Source organism: Pseudoclavibacter terrae (genome assembly GCF_008831075.1).
GTDB lineage: Bacteria > Actinomycetota > Actinomycetes > Actinomycetales > Microbacteriaceae > Pseudoclavibacter > Pseudoclavibacter terrae.
The window spans coordinates 38,655-58,077 of record NZ_WBJX01000005.1 but is presented as its reverse complement, the minus strand read 5'-3'; the positions used below and the strand labels follow the sequence as shown (position 1 = coordinate 58,077).

General features: G+C 68.2%; 17 protein-coding genes. 3 read left to right on the top strand and 14 right to left on the bottom strand.

Going from position 1 to position 19,423, the window contains the following annotated elements; translation table 11 throughout:
• Nucleotides 1-48: 48 nt before the first annotated feature.
• Complete coding sequence (locus F8O03_RS14115) at nucleotides 49-582, top strand: hypothetical protein (protein WP_151424435.1); 534 nt, start codon at nucleotides 49-51, stop codon at nucleotides 580-582.
• Between the two features lie 112 nt (nucleotides 583-694).
• On the opposite strand, the gene F8O03_RS14110 is transcribed toward F8O03_RS14115, so the two are convergent.
• The 14 genes from F8O03_RS14110 to F8O03_RS14045 all read right to left on the bottom strand — a co-directional run bounded on the left by F8O03_RS14110 (nucleotide 695) and on the right by F8O03_RS14045 (nucleotide 17,085).
• Nucleotides 695-1,465 (bottom strand): hypothetical protein, encoded by a 771-nt coding sequence (locus F8O03_RS14110; protein WP_151424434.1) that lies wholly within the window; start codon nucleotides 1,463-1,465, stop codon nucleotides 695-697.
• Nucleotides 1,462-2,187 carry an ABC transporter ATP-binding protein gene (locus tag F8O03_RS14105; RefSeq protein ID WP_151424433.1) on the bottom strand — a complete coding sequence of 242 codons (726 nt, stop codon included), beginning with the start codon at nucleotides 2,185-2,187 and terminating at the stop codon, nucleotides 1,462-1,464. The genes F8O03_RS14110 and F8O03_RS14105 overlap by 4 nt, the downstream gene beginning before the upstream one ends.
• Nucleotides 2,184-2,978, bottom strand: a complete 795-nt coding sequence (locus F8O03_RS14100; RefSeq protein ID WP_151424432.1) for a hypothetical protein — start codon at nucleotides 2,976-2,978, stop codon at nucleotides 2,184-2,186. The genes F8O03_RS14105 and F8O03_RS14100 overlap by 4 nt, the downstream gene beginning before the upstream one ends.
• A gap of 282 nt (nucleotides 2,979-3,260) precedes the next feature.
• Entirely contained in the window at nucleotides 3,261-4,853 is a 1,593-nt protein-coding gene (gene serA / locus F8O03_RS14095; protein ID WP_104252355.1) for a phosphoglycerate dehydrogenase, read from the bottom strand.
• Nucleotides 4,854-5,035: 182 nt separating this feature from the next.
• Entirely contained in the window at nucleotides 5,036-6,061 is a 1,026-nt protein-coding gene (gene ilvC / locus F8O03_RS14090) for a ketol-acid reductoisomerase (RefSeq protein WP_104252354.1), read from the bottom strand.
• A gap of 84 nt (nucleotides 6,062-6,145) precedes the next feature.
• On the bottom strand, nucleotides 6,146-6,652 hold the full coding sequence (ilvN, locus tag F8O03_RS14085; protein ID WP_104252353.1) for an acetolactate synthase small subunit: 507 nt from the start codon (nucleotides 6,650-6,652) through the stop codon (nucleotides 6,146-6,148).
• Nucleotides 6,653-6,655: 3 nt separating this feature from the next.
• Nucleotides 6,656-8,461: an acetolactate synthase large subunit gene (locus F8O03_RS14080; protein ID WP_104252352.1), complete on the bottom strand. Its 1,806-nt coding sequence runs from the start codon at nucleotides 8,459-8,461 to the stop codon at nucleotides 6,656-6,658.
• An 81-nt stretch (nucleotides 8,462-8,542) separates the two neighbouring features.
• Entirely contained in the window at nucleotides 8,543-10,243 is a 1,701-nt protein-coding gene (gene ilvD / locus F8O03_RS14075; protein ID WP_151424431.1) for a dihydroxy-acid dehydratase, read from the bottom strand.
• Between the two features lie 50 nt (nucleotides 10,244-10,293).
• Nucleotides 10,294-10,794 (bottom strand): monovalent cation/H(+) antiporter subunit G, encoded by a 501-nt coding sequence (mnhG, locus tag F8O03_RS14070; RefSeq protein ID WP_244296292.1) that lies wholly within the window; start codon nucleotides 10,792-10,794, stop codon nucleotides 10,294-10,296.
• On the bottom strand, nucleotides 10,781-11,065 hold the full coding sequence (locus F8O03_RS14065) for an MrpF/PhaF family protein (RefSeq protein WP_151424633.1): 285 nt from the start codon (nucleotides 11,063-11,065) through the stop codon (nucleotides 10,781-10,783). Before F8O03_RS14065 ends, mnhG begins: the two co-directional genes overlap by 14 nt.
• Entirely contained in the window at nucleotides 11,065-11,772 is a 708-nt protein-coding gene (locus F8O03_RS14060) for a Na+/H+ antiporter subunit E (RefSeq protein WP_151424430.1), read from the bottom strand. Before F8O03_RS14060 ends, F8O03_RS14065 begins: the two co-directional genes overlap by 1 nt.
• A complete protein-coding gene (locus tag F8O03_RS14055) occupies nucleotides 11,769-13,334 on the bottom strand; it encodes a Na+/H+ antiporter subunit D (RefSeq protein WP_104252348.1) in 1,566 nt (521 codons plus the stop codon). The genes F8O03_RS14060 and F8O03_RS14055 overlap by 4 nt, the downstream gene beginning before the upstream one ends.
• Nucleotides 13,331-14,011: a Na(+)/H(+) antiporter subunit C gene (locus F8O03_RS14050; RefSeq protein WP_151424429.1), complete on the bottom strand. Its 681-nt coding sequence runs from the start codon at nucleotides 14,009-14,011 to the stop codon at nucleotides 13,331-13,333. Before F8O03_RS14050 ends, F8O03_RS14055 begins: the two co-directional genes overlap by 4 nt.
• Nucleotides 14,008-17,085 (bottom strand): Na+/H+ antiporter subunit A, encoded by a 3,078-nt coding sequence (locus F8O03_RS14045; RefSeq protein ID WP_151424428.1) that lies wholly within the window; start codon nucleotides 17,083-17,085, stop codon nucleotides 14,008-14,010. Before F8O03_RS14045 ends, F8O03_RS14050 begins: the two co-directional genes overlap by 4 nt.
• Before the next feature lie 97 nt (nucleotides 17,086-17,182).
• Here F8O03_RS14045 and F8O03_RS14040 point away from each other — a divergent pair, with 97 nt between their 5' ends.
• Both F8O03_RS14040 and F8O03_RS14035 read left to right on the top strand, forming a co-directional pair.
• Nucleotides 17,183-18,400 (top strand): DUF418 domain-containing protein, encoded by a 1,218-nt coding sequence (locus F8O03_RS14040; RefSeq protein ID WP_151424427.1) that lies wholly within the window; start codon nucleotides 17,183-17,185, stop codon nucleotides 18,398-18,400.
• 5 nt (nucleotides 18,401-18,405) lie between these two features.
• On the top strand, nucleotides 18,406-19,371 hold the full coding sequence (locus tag F8O03_RS14035) for a magnesium transporter CorA family protein (protein WP_151424426.1): 966 nt from the start codon (nucleotides 18,406-18,408) through the stop codon (nucleotides 19,369-19,371).
• The last annotated feature ends 52 nt before the right edge of the window (nucleotides 19,372-19,423 follow it).

The window sequence follows — 19,423 nt, the reverse complement described above, 5'->3', positions numbered from 1 at the left end:
GTCGCGGCTCCCCCAGTTTAGGCCGCAGCGGGGCTAGCGTCTGTCGTCATGACCACCGCGATCCTGCGCCGCAAGGACGACCTGCCGCGTGCGCGCGCCGCCAGCCGCCTCACGGCCTACGTGTACGGCAACATCATCATCCTCGCGACGCTCCTGGGACTCGTGCACGCGGGCGAGAATCCCGGCGAGGGTGCGGTCGTGATCCTCGCGACGGGCTGCACGACGCTCCTCGCGCACCTCATCGCCGACGCGGTGGGCCACTCCACGAGGGCCGAGGTCGGCGACCGCCGCGAGCGCGCAGCGCACATCGAGTTCCTGCACGAGCTGCGGGATGCGGTGCCGATCGCGTCGGCTGCGTCCATCCCGGCCGCGATCCTCGGAGTGGCCGCACTCGGCGTCATCGACGGCGAGAGCGCGCAGCTCGTCGCGGAGATCGTCATCATCGTGCGGCTCGCCGCCATGGGCTTCACGGTGCAGCGCATCCGCGGCGAGCGCCCCTCCTTCCGCACCTTCGCCGCCGGCATCGGCCTCGCCCTCATCGGCGTGGCCATCTCCGTGCTCAAGGCGAACCTCGGGCACTGACGAGCCACGAACCCCGCCCCGCACACCAGCGGAGCGGTGTCCCACTTGCGTGATGGATACGCCAGGACAGCCCCGCAAAGACCCGCCGACCCGCATCCATCCCGCAAGAGCGTCATGCACGCACGTCCCGTCGGCAGATCGCGACGGCTGCGCAGCAGACCAGTGCCACGACCGCGAGGAGGAACACCGCGTAGGCGCTCCCAGGGTCGAGCGCTGCCGCCGGGTTCGCTGCGGTCACGGCGGCAGCATCGAACAGCTGCGCGCCGGCGATCGTGGGCAGGAACTTCGCCCACGGCGTCAGGAAGACCAGGACAAGCGAGATCTGCGAGACCGCGATGAGCACGAGCAACGGCACCAGGGCCTGGCGGACCAGGACCGCGAAGCTGAACCCGATCAGCGCGATACCGGTCCAGTAGACGACTCCGCCCAGCCAGCGCACCAGGAGCGAGACGGGCACGCCGTCGCTGAGCACACTGAGCGATCCGAGACCGAGCTGACTGCAGATGCTGAGCAGCGGGATCGTCACCGCTCCGAGCAACGTCACGGTGACGGCGAGGACCGAGATCTTCGCGAGGACGAGCCTGAGCCGGTTCGGCACCGCGACGAGCGAGGTCTGGATCTGTCCGCCGGAGAACTCACCGCTTCCCGCAAGCACCCCCACGATGATGACGCCGATCTGCCCGAGCGCGATCCATTCGAGGCCGACGACCTCCGGCGTCGTCCCCGCGGCGAGCATCGGGTCGTCGACGCGCAGCCCCTCGCCAACCGAGGGGGCGGTGACTGCGGCCATCAGGACCGGCACGACGAAGCTCACGGCCAGCGTGACGAGGACCGCTCTGAGAGTGAAGAGCTTCCAGGACTCCGACGCCAGCGCCATCTTCACGCGGCACCACCCGCAGCATGCTCGGCGCGACCCTGCGTCCAGGCGAAGTACGCGTGCTCGAGGCTGTCGTACTCCGCGACGAGGCTCGGCGCCGCTCCCGCCCTGATGACCGTTCCGCGCGCCATCACGACGAGGTCGTCAGCCATGGACTGCATCTCCCCCATGAGGTGTGACGAGATGAGCACCGTGCGTCCGGAACCCGCCAGCGAGCGCGCAAGATCACGTATCCAGCGAATGCCCTCCGGGTCGAGCCCGTTCATCGGCTCGTCAAGGATCACGACCTCCGGGTCCCCGAGGAGCGCGGCCGCGATGCCCAGACGCTGCCCCATGCCCAGAGAGAAGGTCCCGACGCGGCGGTCAGCGACGTCCGACAGCCCGACGAGCTGCAGCGTCTCCGGGATGCGCGCGGGTGAGATCCCGTTGCTCGCCGCCATCCAACGGAGGTGCGCTCTCGCCGTGCGTCCGCGATGGGCACCCGACCCGTCGAACTGCGCGCCGACGCGGGTCAGGGGACGCCGCAGGCTTCGGTACTCGGAGCCGAGCACCGACGCGCGCCCGGACGTCGCTCGGTCGAGGCCGAGCAGGATGCGCATCGTCGTCGACTTCCCAGCTCCGTTCGGCCCGAGCAGCCCCGTCACCCTGCCTGCTCTGGCTTCGAAGGTCACGGACTCGATGGCAGTCCGCTTCCCGTAGATCTTCGTCAGGTTCTCGACTTCGATCATGAACCCACCCCCTTTTCTGCGTGGTTGACGGCCCAGGAGCGGACCGAGAGAAATCCAGCGACGGCGAAGACGCCGATCCAGCTCAGCAGCACGAGAAGCCCGAGCTTCGGACCCAGGTCCCCGGCAAGCGGAGCGTCCTGGAGCAGCAGTTGAGCGCCCGCCTGGCCGGGCAGGAACCTGGCGGCCGAGGTGAACTCGAGCAGATACGGCGAGATGGCGAGCGTGAGCGCCAGCATGGCGCAGAGCCCGACGATGCCGCTGCGGAACGCCGACGAGATCAGGAACGAGAGCAGGCTGATGAGCGACCAGTAGACGATGTACCCCGTGAGCAGGCGGAGGTCGCCACCGGGAAGGCTCGTCAGACTGCCGACCGTGCGACCGTCGAGGACAGCGCAGCGGGCGGCATAGCTTCCCAGGACGGCGGGAAGGGCGACCACGAAACCGAACGCGAGCGCGGAGAGCGCTTTCGCGAGGAAGAAGCTGCGCCGGTCGGGGACGGCGAGCAGCGAGGAGGCGACGACACCGTTGTCGCGCTCCTGCGCGAAGACACTCGCCCCCAGGAAGACCGACCCGATCTGTCCGTAGTGCAACACCATGAGAAAGGCCGACTGAGGTTCGAGCCCGCCAGCAGCACTGACATCCCCCGAGAGCATCGCCTGGTGCGTCAGCGCGGTGACGCCGTACGCGGCACCGATCACGACCGCGACGGTTGCGAGACTCGCGATCCGCGACGAACGCAGTGAGATGAACTTGATGGCTTCCGCGCGGAGCGCTCGGAGGAACGCGGTCATGACCTGCTGCCCTCGGTCGAGTTGAGGCTCCGGATTGGGCGCCGTGCTGTCCGGTTCATGTGGCCAGCGTGGCACTCGGGGAGTCCGTGGACCATCATTCGAAAGTTCGAGCCTCGGACGCCAGCCTGATCCCACAGGACAATACGTGTTTAGCCCCGAAGAAGGGACGACGGGCACCCCCATCCCCGGGCCCAAAGAACAACGCCGCCCGCGTTCCCAACCGCGGCGATCTCTCGCGGGGTTGGAAACGCAGACGGCGTTTGCGTGGGTGACGCGGGGCGTCTAGCTCTCGACGATGTCGATCTCGTGCAGCTCGGAGGCGCCGATCGCGTCGCGGAGGCGCGCGAGCAGCTCGTCGCTCGCTGGCTCGTCGATCGTGAGCACGGAGAGGGCCTGGCCGCCCTCTTCGTCGCGGGCGATCTGCATGCCGGCGATGTTGACGCCTGCCTCGCCGAGCGCCGCTCCGTAGAGGGCGACGACACCGGGGCGGTCGCTGTAGACCATGACGAGGTGGTGCGCGGCGAGCGGCACCTCGATGCTGTAGCCGTTGATGCCGACGAGCTTCTCGATCTGCTTCACGCCCGTGAGCGTGCCGGAGACGGAGACCGTCTTGCCGTCGCTGAGCGTGGCGCGCAGCGTGAGCACGTTGCGGTACTCGTCGCTGTCCTCGTCGACGTTCATGCGCACGTCGAGGCCGCGTTCCTCCGCGAGGAGCGGCGCGTTCACGTAGGAGACCTGCTCGGTGACGATGTTCGTGAAGAAGCCCTTGAGCGCGGCGAGGCGCAGCGCCTTCACCTCGTAGCGGGCGAGCTCGCCGTGCACCTCGATGTCGAGGGCGACGGGAGAGGCGCCGATGAGGCCCTGCAGGAACTGGCCGAGCTTCTCCATGAGCGGGATGCCGGGGCGCACGTACTCGTCGATGATGCCGCCGGCGACGTTGACCGCGTCCGGCACGAGCTCGCCGGCGAGGGCGAGGCGCACGGAGCGGGCGACGGAGACGCCGGCCTTCTCCTGCGCCTCGTCGGTGGATGCGCCGAGGTGCGGCGTGAGCTGAAGGTTGGGCTGGTCGAGGAGGTCGCGGTTCGATGGCGGCTCGGTGACGAACACGTCGAGGGCCGCGCCGGCGATCTTGCCGGACTCGAGGGCGTCGCGGAGCGCGTTCTCGTCGATGATGCCGCCGCGCGAGCAGTTGACGATGCGCAGCTCGGGCTTGGCGAGCGCGAACTCGGCTTCGCCGATGAGACCGGTGGTCTCGGGCGTGCGCGGGATGTGGATGGTGATGAAGTCGGACTGCGCCATGAGCTCTTCGAGGCTGAGGAGCTGCACGCCCAGCTGCGAGGCGCGGGCGGGCGTCACGTAGGGGTCGTAGGCGACGAGGTTCACGCCGAAGCCCTTGAGGCGGTCGACGACGAGCGTGCCGATGCGGCCGAGGCCGACGATGCCGATGGTCTTCTCGAACAGCTCGACGCCCGTGTACTTCGAGCGCTTCCAGTCACCGGCCTTCATCGACGCGTTGGCGTTCGGGATGTGGCGGGCGAGCGAGATGATGTGGCCGACGGCGAGCTCGGCTGCCGAGGTGATGTTCGAGGTGGGCGCGTTGACGACCATGACGCCGGCCTTCGTGGCGGCGGGCGTGTCGACGTTGTCGAGGCCGACGCCGGCGCGGGCGATGATCTTCAGGTTGGGGGCCGCGGCGATCGCTTCGGCGTCCACCTGGGTCGCGCTGCGCACGAGGATCGCGTTGGCCTCGGCGAGGGCTTCGAGGAGCGCGGGACGATCGGTGCCGTCGACCTGGCGGACTTCGAAGTCGGGACCGAGCGCATCCACGGTTGCGGGGGAAAGCTGCTCGGCAAGCAGAACGACGGGCTTTGACACGTGAAGAATCCTCCAGTGGAGACAGGGAGTCTGCGGGCGCAGGCCGAGGCGATCCTATCGCGAGGCGCGCTTTCGGCCCCGCGCCGTCGTAACACTGGCCACTCAGGCACGAAGAAGGGCCGGCCACGAGCGGATGCTCGGGCCGGCCCAACGCAGTTCAGGACTGCAGGCGGGAGTGGCGCTTAGCGCGCGACCTGTCCGTCGACGTAGTCGCTGTCGGTCTGCTTCCAGGCGAAGAGCTTGCGCAGCTCCTGGCCGGTCTTCTCGATGGGGTGCGACTCGCCCTTCTTGCGGAACTCGGCGAACTCGACGCCGCCGTTGTCCTGGTCGTCGATGAAGCGCTTCGCGAACGCGCCGGACTGGATGTCGGCGAGCACGGCCTGCATGTTGGCCTTGACGCTCGGGTCGATGACGCGGGGGCCGGAGACGTAGTCGCCGAACTCGGCCGTGTCGGAGACCGACCAGCGCTGCTTGGCGATGCCGCCCTCCCAGATGAGGTCGACGATGAGCTTGAGCTCGTGGAGCACCTCGAAGTAGGCGATCTCGGGCTGGTAGCCAGCCTCGGTGAGCGTCTCGAAGCCGTACTGGATGAGCTGCGACGTGCCACCGCAGAGCACAGCCTGCTCGCCGAAGAGGTCGGTCTCGGTCTCTTCCGTGAAGGTCGTCTTGATGACGCCGGCACGCGTGCCGCCGATGGCGGCAGCGTAGGAGAGGGCGGTGGCCCAGGCGGTGCCTGATGCGTCGTTCTCGACGGCGATGATGTCCGGGATGCCGCGGCCTGCGACGAACTCGCGGCGCACCGTGTGGCCGGGGGCCTTCGGGGCGACGAGGATGACGTCGACGCCTTCGGGAGCGTCGATGTAGCCGAAGCGGATGTTGAAGCCGTGCGCGAAGGCGAGGGTCTTGCCTGCGGTGAGCTTGTCCTTGACGCTGTCCGTGTAGATCGAGCGCTGGTGCTGGTCCGGCGCGAGGATCATGATGACGTCGGCCCACTCGGCCGCGTCGGCGACGTTCAGGACCTCGAAGCCGTCTTCCTGCGCCTTGGGTGCGGACTTCGAGCCGTCCTTGAGGCCGATCTTGACCTCGACACCGGAGTCGCGGAGGTTCTGCGCGTGGGCGTGGCCCTGCGAGCCGTAGCCGACGATGGCTACCTTCTTGCCCTGGATGATGCTCAGGTCGGCGTCGGTGTCGTAGAGGATTTCAGCCACGTGTGTGCTCCTTGATTGTTGGCGTTTGGCTTGTGGGTTCTTCAGTGCCGGTCGGCACAGGTCGGGTGCGCGCTGGCCGGTGGCTCAGCGCGAGACCCGCTCGGTCATGGACTTGGATCCGCGCCCCACGGCGACGAGGCCGGACTGGACGATCTCGCGGATCCCGTACGGCTCGAGGACGCGCAGGAAGGCCTGCACCTTCCCGGTGTCGCCCGTGGTCTCGATGACCAGTGCGTCCGTTGCCACGTCGACGACGCGGGCCCGGAAGAGGTTGACGGCTTCGATGACCTGCGAGCGGGTCGCGGAGTCGACCTTGACCTTGACGAGCAGGTGCTCGCGCTGGACGGACGCGTCGTATTCGAGCTCGACGATCTTGATGACGTTGATGAGCTTGTTGAGCTGCTTCGTCACCTGCTCGAGCGGGAACTCCTCGACATCGACGACGACCGTGATGCGGGAGAGCCCGTCGACCTCGCTCGCGCCGACGGCAAGCGATTCGATGTTGAAGCCTCGGCGGGCGAACAGCCCGGCGACGCGTGTCAGCAGGCCTGGCTTGTCCTCCACGAGGAGGGAAAGGACGTGCTTCGACATGGTCTACTCCCCCTCGAAGGTCGGGCTGTGTTCTTTGGCGTACTGGACGAAGCTGTTCGAGACGCCCTGCGGCACCATCGGCCACACCATGGCGTCCGCGCTCACGACGAAGTCGATGACGACGCTGCGGTCGTTGGTCTCGAGTGCGAGCTTGATGGCGGCGTCGATCTCCTCTTCCTTCGTGACGCGGATGCCGAGCGCCCCGTAGGCGTCGGCGAGCTTCACGAAGTCGGGGATGCGGACCGTCTCGTGCCCCGTGTTCAGGTCGGTGTTCGAGTGGCGGCCGTCGTAGAAGAGGGTCTGCCACTGCCGCACCATGCCGAGCGACGAGTTGTTGATGATGGCGACCTTGATGGGGATGTCGTTGATGGCGCAGGTCGCGAGTTCCTGGTTCGTCATCTGGAAGCATCCGTCGCCGTCGATGGCCCACACCGTGCGGTGCGGCTCGGCGACCTTGGCACCCATCGCTGCCGGGATGGCGTACCCCATGGTGCCGGCGCCGCCGGAGTTGAGCCACGCGTTGGGGCGTTCGTACTTGACGAACTGCGCTGCCCACATCTGGTGCTGCCCGACGCCTGCCGCGTAGATGGCTTCCGGCCCCGTGAGCTCGCTGATGCGCTGGATGATGCGCTGCGGCGAGAGGAGTCCGTCGCTCGGGTCGGTGTACCCGAGCGGGAACTCGGCCTTGAGGCCGTCGAGGTAGGTCCACCATTCGGCCAGGCGTTCCGTGTCGGCGGGCGCGTGGTCGGTGACGGCGGCGAGGAGGTCGATGGCGACCTCGCGGGCGTCGCCGACGATCGGCACGTCTGCGGTGCGGATCTTGGAGATCTCGGCGGGGTCGATGTCGACGTGGATGACCTTCGCGTTCGGCGCGAAGAGCGCCGCCTTGCCGGTCACGCGGTCGTCGAAGCGGGCGCCGATGGTGATGAGCAGGTCGGCTTCCTGCAGCGAGAGCACTGCGGGCACCGTGCCATGCATGCCGGGCATGCCGAGCATCTGCGGGTGCGAGTCGGGGAACGCGCCGCGGGCCATGAGGGTCGTGACGGCGGGCGCCCCGGTCTTCTCGACGAGTCGCTGCACCTCCGCGGACGCGCCGGAGCGGACGATGCCTCCACCCAGGTAGAAGACGGGCTTCTTGGCCTGCGCGATGAGCTGCGCCGCGGCGAGGATCTGCTTGCCGTGGGCCTTGAGCACCGGGCGGTAGCCGGGCAGGTCGAGCTTCACGGGCCAGACGTACGGCGCCTTCTTCTGCTGCGCGTCCTTCGTGATATCGACGAGCACGGGCCCCGGACGACCGGTCGAGGCGATGTGGTAAGCGGCGGCGATGGCCGCCGGGATCTCCTCCGGCGTGCGCACGAGGATGCTGTGCTTCGTCACCGGCATGGTGATGCCGATGATGTCGGCCTCCTGGAAGGCGTCCGTGCCCATGAGGTGCGAGAACACCTGGCCGGTGATGGCGAGCAGCGGCACCGAGTCCATGTAGGCGTCGGCGATGGCGGTCACGAGGTTCGTGGCGCCGGGCCCGCTCGTCGCGATGCACACGCCGGTCTTGCCGCTCGCCGAGGCGTAGCCCTCGGCGGCGTGGCCCGCGCCCTGCTCGTGGCGGACGAGGATGTGGCGCAGCTTCGTGCTGTCGAGCAGCGGGTCGTACACCTCGATGATGGCGCCACCCGGCAGTCCGAAGACGTCCGTGACCCCGAGGTTCTCGAGCGTGCGGACGACAGCCTGGGCTCCGGTCAGCATCTCGGGCTCGTGCCCAGCGGAGGGTGATGACGCCGCGGCGATGCGGGCGGCAGTTTCCTGCGTCATGAGATCCGTTCTTCTTCGTGCTCGATGACTCGAGCGCAGTCGATGAGGCGCAGCCCTGGATCAGAGTCGAGACTCTGGGGGCTAGCCCGTGGTCGCGCCCTCGGACGCGCTGCGGACGAGCTTCGAGTATTTCGCAAGCACGCCGCGCGTGAACTTCGGAGGGAGCGGTTCCCAGCCTTCTCGGCGGGAGGCGAGCTCAGCGTCGTCGACGAGTAGGTCGATCGAGCGAGCCGCGATGTCGACCCGAATCAGATCTCCACTGCGGACGAAAGCGATAGGACCTTGGTCGACCGCTTCCGGTGCAATGTGGCCGATGCACAGGCCGGTTGTGCCGCCTGAGAATCGTCCGTCCGTCAAGAGTAGTACATCCTTGCCGAGCCCCGCGCCCTTGATGGCCGCCGTGATGGCGAGCATCTCGCGCATGCCGGGTCCGCCCTTGGGGCCTTCGTAGCGGATGACGATGACGTCGCCCGCTTCGATCTCCCCGTTGGTGAGGGCATCCATCGCGCCACGCTCGCGCTCGAACACGCGGGCCGGCCCCTCGAAGACGTCGGCGTCGAAGCCGGCCGTCTTCACGACGGCACCCTCGGGTGCCAGCGAGCCGTGCAGGACCGTGATGCCGCCCGTCGCGTGGATGGGGTTGTCGATCGTGTGCACGACGTCGCCGTCGACCGGTTCCGGGTTGAGGTCGCGGAGGTTCTCGGCGAGCGTCTTGCCCGTGACGGTGAGCGCGTCGCCGTGCATGAGGCCCTCGTCGAGGAGCGCCTTCATGACGACGGGGATGCCGCCGTGGCGGTCGACGTCGTTCATGACGTACTTGCCGAACGGCTTCATGTCGGCGATGTGCGGAACCTTGTCGCCGATGCGGTTGAAGTCGTGCAGGGTGACGTCGACCTGCGCCTCGCGGGCGATCGCGAGGAGGTGGAGCACGACGTTGGTCGAGCCGCCAAGCGCCATCGCGAGCGCGATCGCGTTCTCGAAGGCCTCCTTCGTGAGGATGTCGCCAGTCGTGATGCCCTGGCGCAGCAGGTTGACGACGGCCTCGCCCGAGCGGTGCGCGAACGCGTCGCGGCGCCGGTCTGCCGCAGCCGGAGCGGCCGACCCAGGCAGGCTGAGGCCAAGCGCCTCGGCGACGGACGCCATCGTGTTCGCCGTGTACATGCCACCGCAGGCACCCTCGCCCGGGGCGAACGCGCACTCGATGCGCTTCAGGTCGGCCTCGGACATCTTGCCGGCCTTGCACGCGCCGACTGCCTCGAAGGAGTCGATGATCGTGATGTCCTTCTCGGTGCCGTCCGAGAGCTTGACCCAACCGGGTGCGATGGACCCCGCGTAGAGGAAGACGCTCGAAAGGTTCAGACGGGCGGAGGCCATGAGCATGCCAGGAATCGACTTGTCGCATCCCGCGAGCAGCACGGTGCCGTCGAGGCGCTCCGCCATGACCACCGTCTCGACGGAGTCGGCGATGACCTCACGCGAGACGAGGGAGAAGTGCATGCCCTCGTGGCCCATGGAGATGCCGTCGGAGACCGAGACGGTGCCGAACTGCAGCGGGTAGCCGCCACCCGAGTGGACGCCTTCCTTGGCGCCCTGGGCGAGACGGTCCAGGGAGAGGTTGCACGGCGTGATCTCGTTCCACGAGGACGCGATGCCGATCTGCGGCTTGTCCCAGTCTTCGTCGCCCATGCCGACCGCGCGGAGCATGCCCCGCGAGGTGGTGGCTTCGATGCCGTCGGTGACGACCCGACTGCGTGGCTTGATGTCGACTTCTGGCTCAGGCATGCCCGCCATTCTACGCCGCAGAGAAGGTCGCCCCGCGCCGAGGGGAGCGCCTACTTCTCGCCGTGCCCGAGACCCTCGTGCTCGGGCGCCGGTTCCTTCTCCGGTTCCCCGGTCCGCACGGCCTGCGCGCGCGTCAGCTCGTCGTCGGTTCGGCGCTGGGCGCGCTCGACTGCCGCTGAGAGCTCGTCGACATACAGCGACACGTTGTCGAACTGCCGACTGCGGTAGCCGGCTCGAGCGAGCATCGTCGCGCCGGCCGGGGTCGTGAGCATCTGGAAGAACATGATCGGGATGAGGAACAGGATCGTGGGCAGGTGCGTCTGCTGCACGGCCAGGCCGATGAGCAGGAACATGAGGCCCGCGATCTGCGGCTTCGTCTGCGCGTGCATCCGCATGAGCACGTCGGAGAAGCGCATGAGGCCGACGCCGGCGGCGAGGGACAGGATGGCTCCCAGCCCGAGGCACACGAGGGAGACGACGTCGAGCGCATCCAGCGGGCCGTTCTCCACGAGGAGGCCGCCGGACGCGAACAGCAGGTCAGAAGCGCTCACTGGCGTTCGCCTCCTGTCGGGTGACGTGCCTGGCCACGGCGACCGAGGCGATGAACGCCGTCATCGCGAGCGCCAGCACGAGCGGGATCGTGTCGGTGTGTCCGCGGATGATCATGTCGGCCACGAGCACGCAGATGAGGATCGTGAGGAGCGCATCGGACGCGACCATGCGGTCGACGATGGACGGACCGCGGATGATGCGGATCACCGCGAGGAGCGCCGCGACCGCGAACATCGTCCCGAAGATCCAGACGAGGACGTCGATGACCATCACGCGCGGCCCTCCTTCGCTGTTGATGCGCCCGCGGATGAGCCCTTGACGACGACGGGCGTGTCATGCGCGAACTGCTTGTCGCGGATCGCCTCGTGCTTCTTCTGCGCCGGCGACTGGCCGATGGAACCGAGCCCACGACGCACGCGGTCGCGGTTGACCCGCCAGAGGTCGTCGCGGGTTCCGAGCGCGAGCGCGAGCCCCTCCTCCACGTCGAGCGCCAGAGCCTTGACCGATTCGACGGACTCGTCGGTCGAGGCGTCCAGCACGTGCAGGTAGAGCACGGAGTGCATCCGGTCGACTTCGACGACCATGGAGCCTGGGATGAGCATGTTGACCTCGGCCGTCAGCGTGAGGATGAAGTCGCTGCGCGTGCGCAGCTGCACCGAGACGACGGAGCCGAGCGGCGGCTTCGCTGGCCGGAACGCCAGCCACGCGACGATGAACGACGCGCTGACGAGGCGGTACATGAACTTCACGAAGAAGACGAGCGTCCACCACAGGTTGATGCGCCCGGAGAGGTCGACGGCGGGCAGGTAGAAGACCTCGACGATGATGACCGAGAAGATGATCCCGGTGACGACGCTGATGACGTCGACGTGGCCCCACAGCACGAGCCAGAACGCGACGAGCGCGAGCAGCAGCGGCAGCTGGACGAGGATGGCGTGGCGCCTGGGCTTGCGGGCGCTGCGGTCGTTCACCTTCATGGCTTGAGCACCTCCCCGTTGGAGACCGAGCTGATGTACTCGGCCGGGAACAGATCGAACGCGGCCGTCTCGGACCACTCGTAGATGGGCCCTGCGAAGATCGTGATGGCGACGCTCACGGCGACCATGGTGGTCGTCGCGATGGTCATGAGCCGCGACGACGACTTCGTCTCGGTGACGACCGCCGACTCGGGAGTGTCGGAGATGCGCTCCGTCATCGGCGAGGAGAAGTCGACGACCTGCTCCTGCGTGCGCCAGAAGCCGAGGTTCCAGACGCGGATCAGCGCGTACAGGGTGAGGAGGCTCGTTACGGCGCCGGCGCCGATGAGGACGTAGCTGAGCACGCTGCCCTGGGCGGCGCCCGCCGTGAAGAGGCCGAGCTTCCCGATGAAGCCCGAGAACGGCGGGATGCCGCCGAGGTTGAGCATCGGGATGAAGAACAGCACGGCCACGAACGGCGCGCGCTTGAGCATCCCGCCCAGGTGGGTCAGCGACGAGGAGCCCGCGATGCGCTCGATGAGCCCCGTCACGAGGAACAGGGCGGTCTGCACGATGATGTGGTGGACGATGTAGAACACCGTTGCGGCGTACCCGAGCTCGGTGCCGAGAGCGACGCCGAAGATCATGTAGCCGATGTGGCTGACGAGGGTGAACGACAGCATTCGTCGGATGCCGGCCTGGGCCACCGCGCCGAGGATGCCGACGATCATCGTGAGCAGGGCGATGACCATGAGCAGCACGGAGATGTCGTTGTCCCAGAACAGCAGCGTCTCCGTCCGCAGGATCGCGTACACGCCGACCTTCGTCAGCAGGCCCGCGAACACCGCCGTGACCGGCGCTGGTGCTGACGGGTACGAGTCCGGCAGCCAGAAGGACAAGGGGAACAGCGCGGCCTTGATCGCGAAGGCGATGAGGAGCGGCATGTGCAGCATGAGCTGCACATCCTGCGGAAGCTCGGCCATCCGAACCGCGATCTCCGCGAAGTTCACCGTGCCGACCGCACCGTAGATGAGCGCGATCGACCCGAGGAAGATGAAGGAGGAGACCAGGCTCACGACGATGTACGTGACACCGGCCTTGATCCGCTCCGTGGTCCCGCCGAGCGTGATGAGCACGAAGCTCGACACGAGCAGGATCTCGAAGCCCACGTACATGTTGAAGAGGTCACCGGCGATGAAGGCGTTGTAGACGCCCGCGGAGAGCACGAGGTAGGTCGGGTAGAAGATCGAGACCGGCGTCTCGTCGTCGCCATCCGCCGCGCCCTGGCCGATCGAGAAGGCCATCACCGCGAGCAGCACGATGCTCGTGACGACGACCAGCATCGCCGACAGCTGGTCGACGACGAGCGAGATGCCGAACGGCGCGAGCCAGCCGCCACCTTGGACGACCAGCGCCTCGCCCGACGTGGTGACCGCGACGAGCAATCCGATGCTGACGCCGAGCGCCAGCACGAGCGTCGCCTGGGCGATGAAGATCTGGAGGCGCGCCGCTCGGGCGGCGGTCAGCGCCAGGGCCGCGCCGATGAGGGGCACGAGCACGATGAGGGGAACGAGCCAGGTCATGAGCGTTCCCCCTCTCCTGCGGTGTCGTCGTTGCGGTCTTCGTGGTCGTCGGCCCCGGAGTCGAGCCCGACTTCGGCGGGCCGCGCGTCCAGCTCGCCGTCCGAGTCCTGCTCCCCTGCCCGGAACTCCTCGAGCTCCTCGTGCCGGTTCATGGGCTCCGTCGCCTTTCGCGAGACCTCCGCGAACGACTCCTTGCCCGGGTCCGCGGTCGCCCCTTCGGCCATGGCGATGCGCGCCGTCGAGACGGCGGTCTCCGCGTACTGGCCGAACTCGGTGTCGCCCGACTCGTCCTCGTCGAACTCCTCGTCGTCCTGCGAGAGGTCGGCGGTGCGCATCGCGATGTCTTCTTCGTCGTCGCTCACGGTGTCCGCCTGCGCGAGTCGCCAGGAGCGGTAGATGAGGGCGAGCATGAACGCGGTCACGCCGAAGGTGATGACGATGGCGGTGAGGATGAACGCCTGCGGGAGCGGGTCGGAGTAGTCCTCCGGCGCGATGTCTGCGTCGTAGATGGGGGCGAACCCGAAGCTGCCCGACATGAAGAAGATGAGGATGTTCGTGGCGTTGCCGACGAGCAGGATGCCGAGGAGCATGCGCGTGAGGCTGCGCTCGAGGAGCAGGTAGACGCCGCACGCGTAGAGCACGGCCATGCCGACGAGCAGCACGAGGGACAGAGTCACGCGCGGGTCACCTCCTCGGATTCGACGGGTTCGATGTCGGTCTGATCTGCTTCGACCTCTTCGTTGACTCGGGCGAGCGCCCCGGTGTTGTATCCCGTCTCGCCGCCGGCCGAAGCCGCATCCTGCAGGCCGTCGTGCTCGGCTGCCGAGTCGGAGTCGGGGGACGCGTCCTGTTCGATCTGCAGGTCGATCTCCGAACCGAGTGAGCGCAGGATGTCGATGACCAGCGCGATGACGATGAGGTACACGCCGATGTCGAACACGGTGGAGGTCACGAAGACGAACTGGCCGACGCCAGGGATCTCCTGATCGATCCAGGAGGAGGTGAACGGCGCCTGGCCGAAGAAGATCGGCACGAGCGCCGTGAGCGTCGCGAGCAGGAAGCCGATGCCGAGCAGTCGACCCGCATCCACCTTCACCGCCTCGTCGAGCTCGGCCCTGCCGCCGGCCAGGTAGCGCGCGACGAGCGCGAGGCTCGCGACGGCACCGCCGGCGAACCCACCGCCGGGGGTGTTGTGGCCGGTGAAGAGCAGGAACAGCGACGCGATGAGCAGCGCGTGGAACACGAGCCGGACGACGACCTCGAGGATGATCGAGCGGTTGCTCGGGGCGAGCGACTTGCCTGCGATCAGCCAGACCTTGCGGCGCTCCCCCTGCAGCTTGTCGGCCCGGCCGAGCTTCTGCCCGGCCGCGCTCACGGCGGCGAGGTCGATGGGTTCGGTGACGGGTCGGGATGCGCGCAGGAAGCGGGGGCCTCTGGCCGCGTCGACTCGGGAGCGTCCGCGGTTGTTGAGGTAGACGAGGCTCGCGACGCCGGTCGCGGCTGCGATCAGCACGGAGAGCTCGCCCATGGTGTCCCAGCCGCGGATGTCGACGAGCGTGACGTTCACGATATTGGAGCCGTGCCCGCCCTTGAACGCGAACTCGGGGAACTGCAGGGAGTCCGTCGGAGCCTGGCGCGACGCGAGCGAGATCCACGCGACGACGGCCATGACGATGCCGACGGCACCGCCGATGAGCCAGCGCAGCCACGACGCAGGGTTCTTGAGGGCCTTGCCGTGGCGGGCGGGAAGCCTGCGCAGCACGAGCACGAACACGACGAGCGTGATGGTCTCGATGAGCGCCTGCGTCATGGCGAGGTCGGGAGCCCCGGAGAGCGCGAAGAGGGCGGCCATGCCGTAGCCCGTGACGCCGACGAGGATCACGCCCTGGAAGCGCTTCTCCGAGGTGGTCACGAAGAAGGCCGCGAGGATCATGATCAGGATGATCGCGATCTCCTGCCAGCGGATCTCGGTCTCGAAGGCCGGGACGGGGGTGTCCATGGTCACGAGCGTGAAGACGGACGCCACGACGAACATGATGAAGATCGATGCGAGGTAGAAGGGCAGGGAGCCGCGCTGGGTCGTCGCCGTCGTGCGCGCCGCGATGACGTCCACGACTCGCATCGTGGTCCAGTAGCCGCGGGACGACTCGATGAGCGGAGGCACCTTCGCCTGTGCGCGGGCCACCCCGGCGCGCCAGACGAACAGCAGGCCACCGACGATGAACGTGCCGATCGTGATGAAGAGCGCCGGCTCGAATCCGTGCCAGAGCGCCAGGTGGTACGGCTTGACGCCGGGAAGCTCTGGCAGGGTGTCCGCGTACATCGCGAGCACCGGGTCGACGAGACCGGACGCGAAGCCCAGGCCGAGCGAGGCGGCGACGAGGATGAGCGGGGAGAACATGAAGTCGAGGTGCTCGGGTACGTAGCGCACTCGCTCGACGTCCGGCTTCGACGCGAAGGCCCCGTGGAGGAACCGGGCCGAGTAGGCGACCGTGAACACGGTGCCGATGATGACGCCGATGAGCGCGATCCACCCCCACACGCTCCCGGCTTCGCCCGCTTCGAGGAGCGCCGTGAGGATCGCCTCCTTGGCGACGAACGTGAACATCGGGGGCACGCCGGCCATGGCCGCGATCGCCAGCGCCGTCATCCAGAACAGGACGGGCGCCGCCTTCGCGAGCCCGGACAGCTTGCGGATGTCTCGGGTTCCCGTGCGGTGGTCGATCATGCCGACGATGAGGAAGAGCGCGGCCTTGAAGCAGGCGTGCGCGATGACCATGGCCAGGCCCGCGAGCGCCGCATCCCGCGTGCCGAAGGCGACGACGATCGTCATGAAGCCGAGCTGGCTGACGGTGCCGTAGGCGAGGATCAGCTTCAGGTCGTGCTGGCGCAGCGAGCGCCACCCGCCGATGAGCATCGTCGCGATGCCGATCGTGACGAGCACCTCTCGCCACCCTGGCATCTCGGCGAAGCCGGGCGCGAGGCGGGCGATGAGGTAGATGCCGGCCTTCACCATGGCCGCGGCGTGCAGGTACGCGCTCACCGGTGTGGGAGCGGCCATCGCCGCGGGCAGCCAGAAGTGGAACGGGGCGAGTGCCGACTTCGTGACGGCGCCCGAGAGCACGAGCATCACGGCGGTGATCGTGAACCCGTCGAACTCGGGCGGGTTGGCGATGATCTCGGAGAGCAGCGTCGTGCCGGTCGAGGCGTGCAGCATGACGAGGCCGACGAGCATGGCCAGGCCGCCGAGCGTCGTGACGAGCAGCGCCTGCATGGCGGCACCGCGGCTCGCGCGCTTCGACGAGTAGTGGCCGATGAGGAGGAACGAGAGCACGCTCGTCGCCTCCCAGAAGATGAAGAGGAGGTAGATGTCGTCGGCGAGGACCAGGCCGAACATGACGCCCGCGAACGCCAGCAGCACCGCGGCGAAGCGCCCGAGGTCGGGCTCGTCTGGCTTGAAGTAGCGGCCGCAGTAGACGAGCACGAGCGCGCCGATGCCGGTGACGATGAGCGTCATGATCCACGCCAGCACGTCCATGCGCATGGCGATGGCGACGTCGATCTGCGGGATCCAGGGGACGCTCTCGACGAGCACCTCGCCGCTCAGGATGCGCGGGCCGAGCAGCGCAGTCCAGACGAAGGCGGCGGCGGGGATGGCGGCGGCGGCGAGGAACGTCACGTTCCGTAGCCACCTGTGGAGCACTGGGATGAGGATGCTCGCGCCGAGGAAGATAGCCAGGAACGCGATCATTCGGCCTCCTGGAGCTCATGCAGCGGTGTGGACAAGTAGATTTTACCTGGCAGTTGTCTGCGTGTGTGCCGAATGCCCCGCTCGATAGCGTGAGTGCATGCATGATTCTCCTCGTGGACCCCGGCCGACGGCGACGGGAGCGCGTGCGCTGGCACCCGATGCGGCCCGCGGGTTCGCTCTGCTGTTCATCGCGATCGCGAACCTCACCGTGTACCTGTACGGCCGGGAGCAGGGCATCCTGTTCCGTCCGGTGGACGCTGGACTCGGCGACCGGGTCGCGGATGTCCTCGGCGCGCTGTTCATCGACAACCGGAGTTTCCCGCTGTTCTCGCTGCTGTTCGCCTACGGCTTGCACCAGCTCGTGACGCGCGAGGAGGCGCTCGGCACGGCATGGCCGGTCGTCAGGCGGCTGCTCGTGCGACGCAACCTGTGGCTCTTCGTCTTCGGGGCGCTGCACGGGCTGCTCCTCTTCATGGGCGACATCATGCACACCTACGCGCTCGCCGGATTCGTGCTCATCCTCATGATGCGATCGCCGAACTGGGTTCTCTGGCTGGTCTTCGGCATCACGGCACCGCTCGCCGTGGCCTTCGGGAGCGGGGACGGCGCGGCGGCGTCCGGGCTCGCCGCGGTGGGTGGCTCGGCCGACCCGATGATGCCCTCCGCCGTGAGCGCGACCCTGCTCGACGCTCAGCTCGCGCGAGCCGGCGAGTTCCTCCCGATCCTGGCGTTCGCACCGTTCAGCGTCCTCGGCGTCCTTCCGCCCATGATGCTCGGCCTGCTCATGGCCCGCAGCCAGCTGCTCGAGCGCCCGTGGCAGCACGCTCGCGCGGTCCGCAGCATCGCGATCGGCGGCGTCGCGGCCGCCATCCTCGGGGGCCTCCCGTTCGCCCTCGGCCTGGCGCTCGGGTTCGAGCCGGGCCCCGTCTGGTTCCTCGCAGGCTCGCTGCACGCAGCCACCGGCATCCTGGCCGGCGCCGGCTACGCCGCGCTCTTCGCACTCATCGTCGCCGGCACGCAGCGCTCAGGGGCCCGTCCTGGCCCGGTGCTCGGAGCCCTCACCGCCCTCGGACGGCGCTCCATGTCCGGGTACCTCGCACAGTCCGTCATCTTCCTCGCGATCATGCCGGCCTGGTCGATCGGGCTCGGCGCCACCGTTGGCACCGGCGGCGCGTTCCTCATCGGCACCGGCACCTGGCTCGCCACGCTCCTCGGCGCCGTCCTCCTGGAGCGGATGGGCAAGCCGGGTCCCGCTGAGTGGGCGATCCGGAGACTCAGCTACGGGCGACCGACCGCCAGAGCGGTCGTACGATAAGCCGCATGCAGACCACGAGGCTCTACCGCGACGGACACCGGGTCGGCGGCGAGCACTCGCTGACGAACCTCGTCGAGCACCGCGCATCCGAGGACTGCACGGTCTGGGTCGACCTCACGCTCGACGAAGAAGACGCCCTGGACGAGCTGGCCTCGCTCCTCGAGCTGCACCAGCTCGCCGTCGAAGACGCGAGATCCCACCTCGAGCGGCCCCGTCTCGCGCGTTTCGACTCCCACCTGCTGCTCACGCTGTCGAGCTCCCACTGCGACGAGCAGGGCGACGTCACGATCTCGCGGCTGACCGCCTTCATCCTGCCGGGCATCCTCATCACGGTGCACGAGGCCGGCTTCCCCATCGAATCCGTCGCGAAGCGCCTCGACGAGAACGAGGAGCTCTCCGCGTACCGGGTCCCGTGGCTCGTCTGGGCGCTCCTCGACGTCGTCGTCGACAGCCACACCGACTCCGTCGAGCGGCTCGACGAGGTCATCGAGGCCCTCAGCGACGGGCTCTTCAGCGAGCGGCCGGACACCAGCGAGGTGCAGCGACGCGCGTTCACCCTGCGGCGGAGCGTCTCGAAGCTCCGCCACGCGACGCTCCCGCTCAAAGAGGTGATCACGCTCCTCATCCACCAGGGAGAGGAGAAGGTGGCGCCAGAGCTGCACCCGTACTTCGCCGATGTCGGCGACCACGCGGCGCTCGCCGCGGACTGGTCCGAGACGCTCGCGGAGCACATCTCCACGGCCATCGAGACGAGCATCGCCCTGCAGGGCAACAAGATGAACGAGATCATGAAGAAGGTCACGGGCTGGGCCGCGATCATCGCCGTGCCCACGGCCATCACCGGATTCTTCGGCATGAACGTCGACTTCCCCGGCCACAACGAGGTCGAGGGCCTCATCGCCTCGGTGTCCCTCGTCATCGGCTCGTCGGTCGTGCTCTACCTCGTCTTCAAGAGACGCGACTGGCTGTAGCGCGCCCGGCAGCGCACTCCGCGCCTGACCTCGCCCGCCTGGCTCCTCCCCG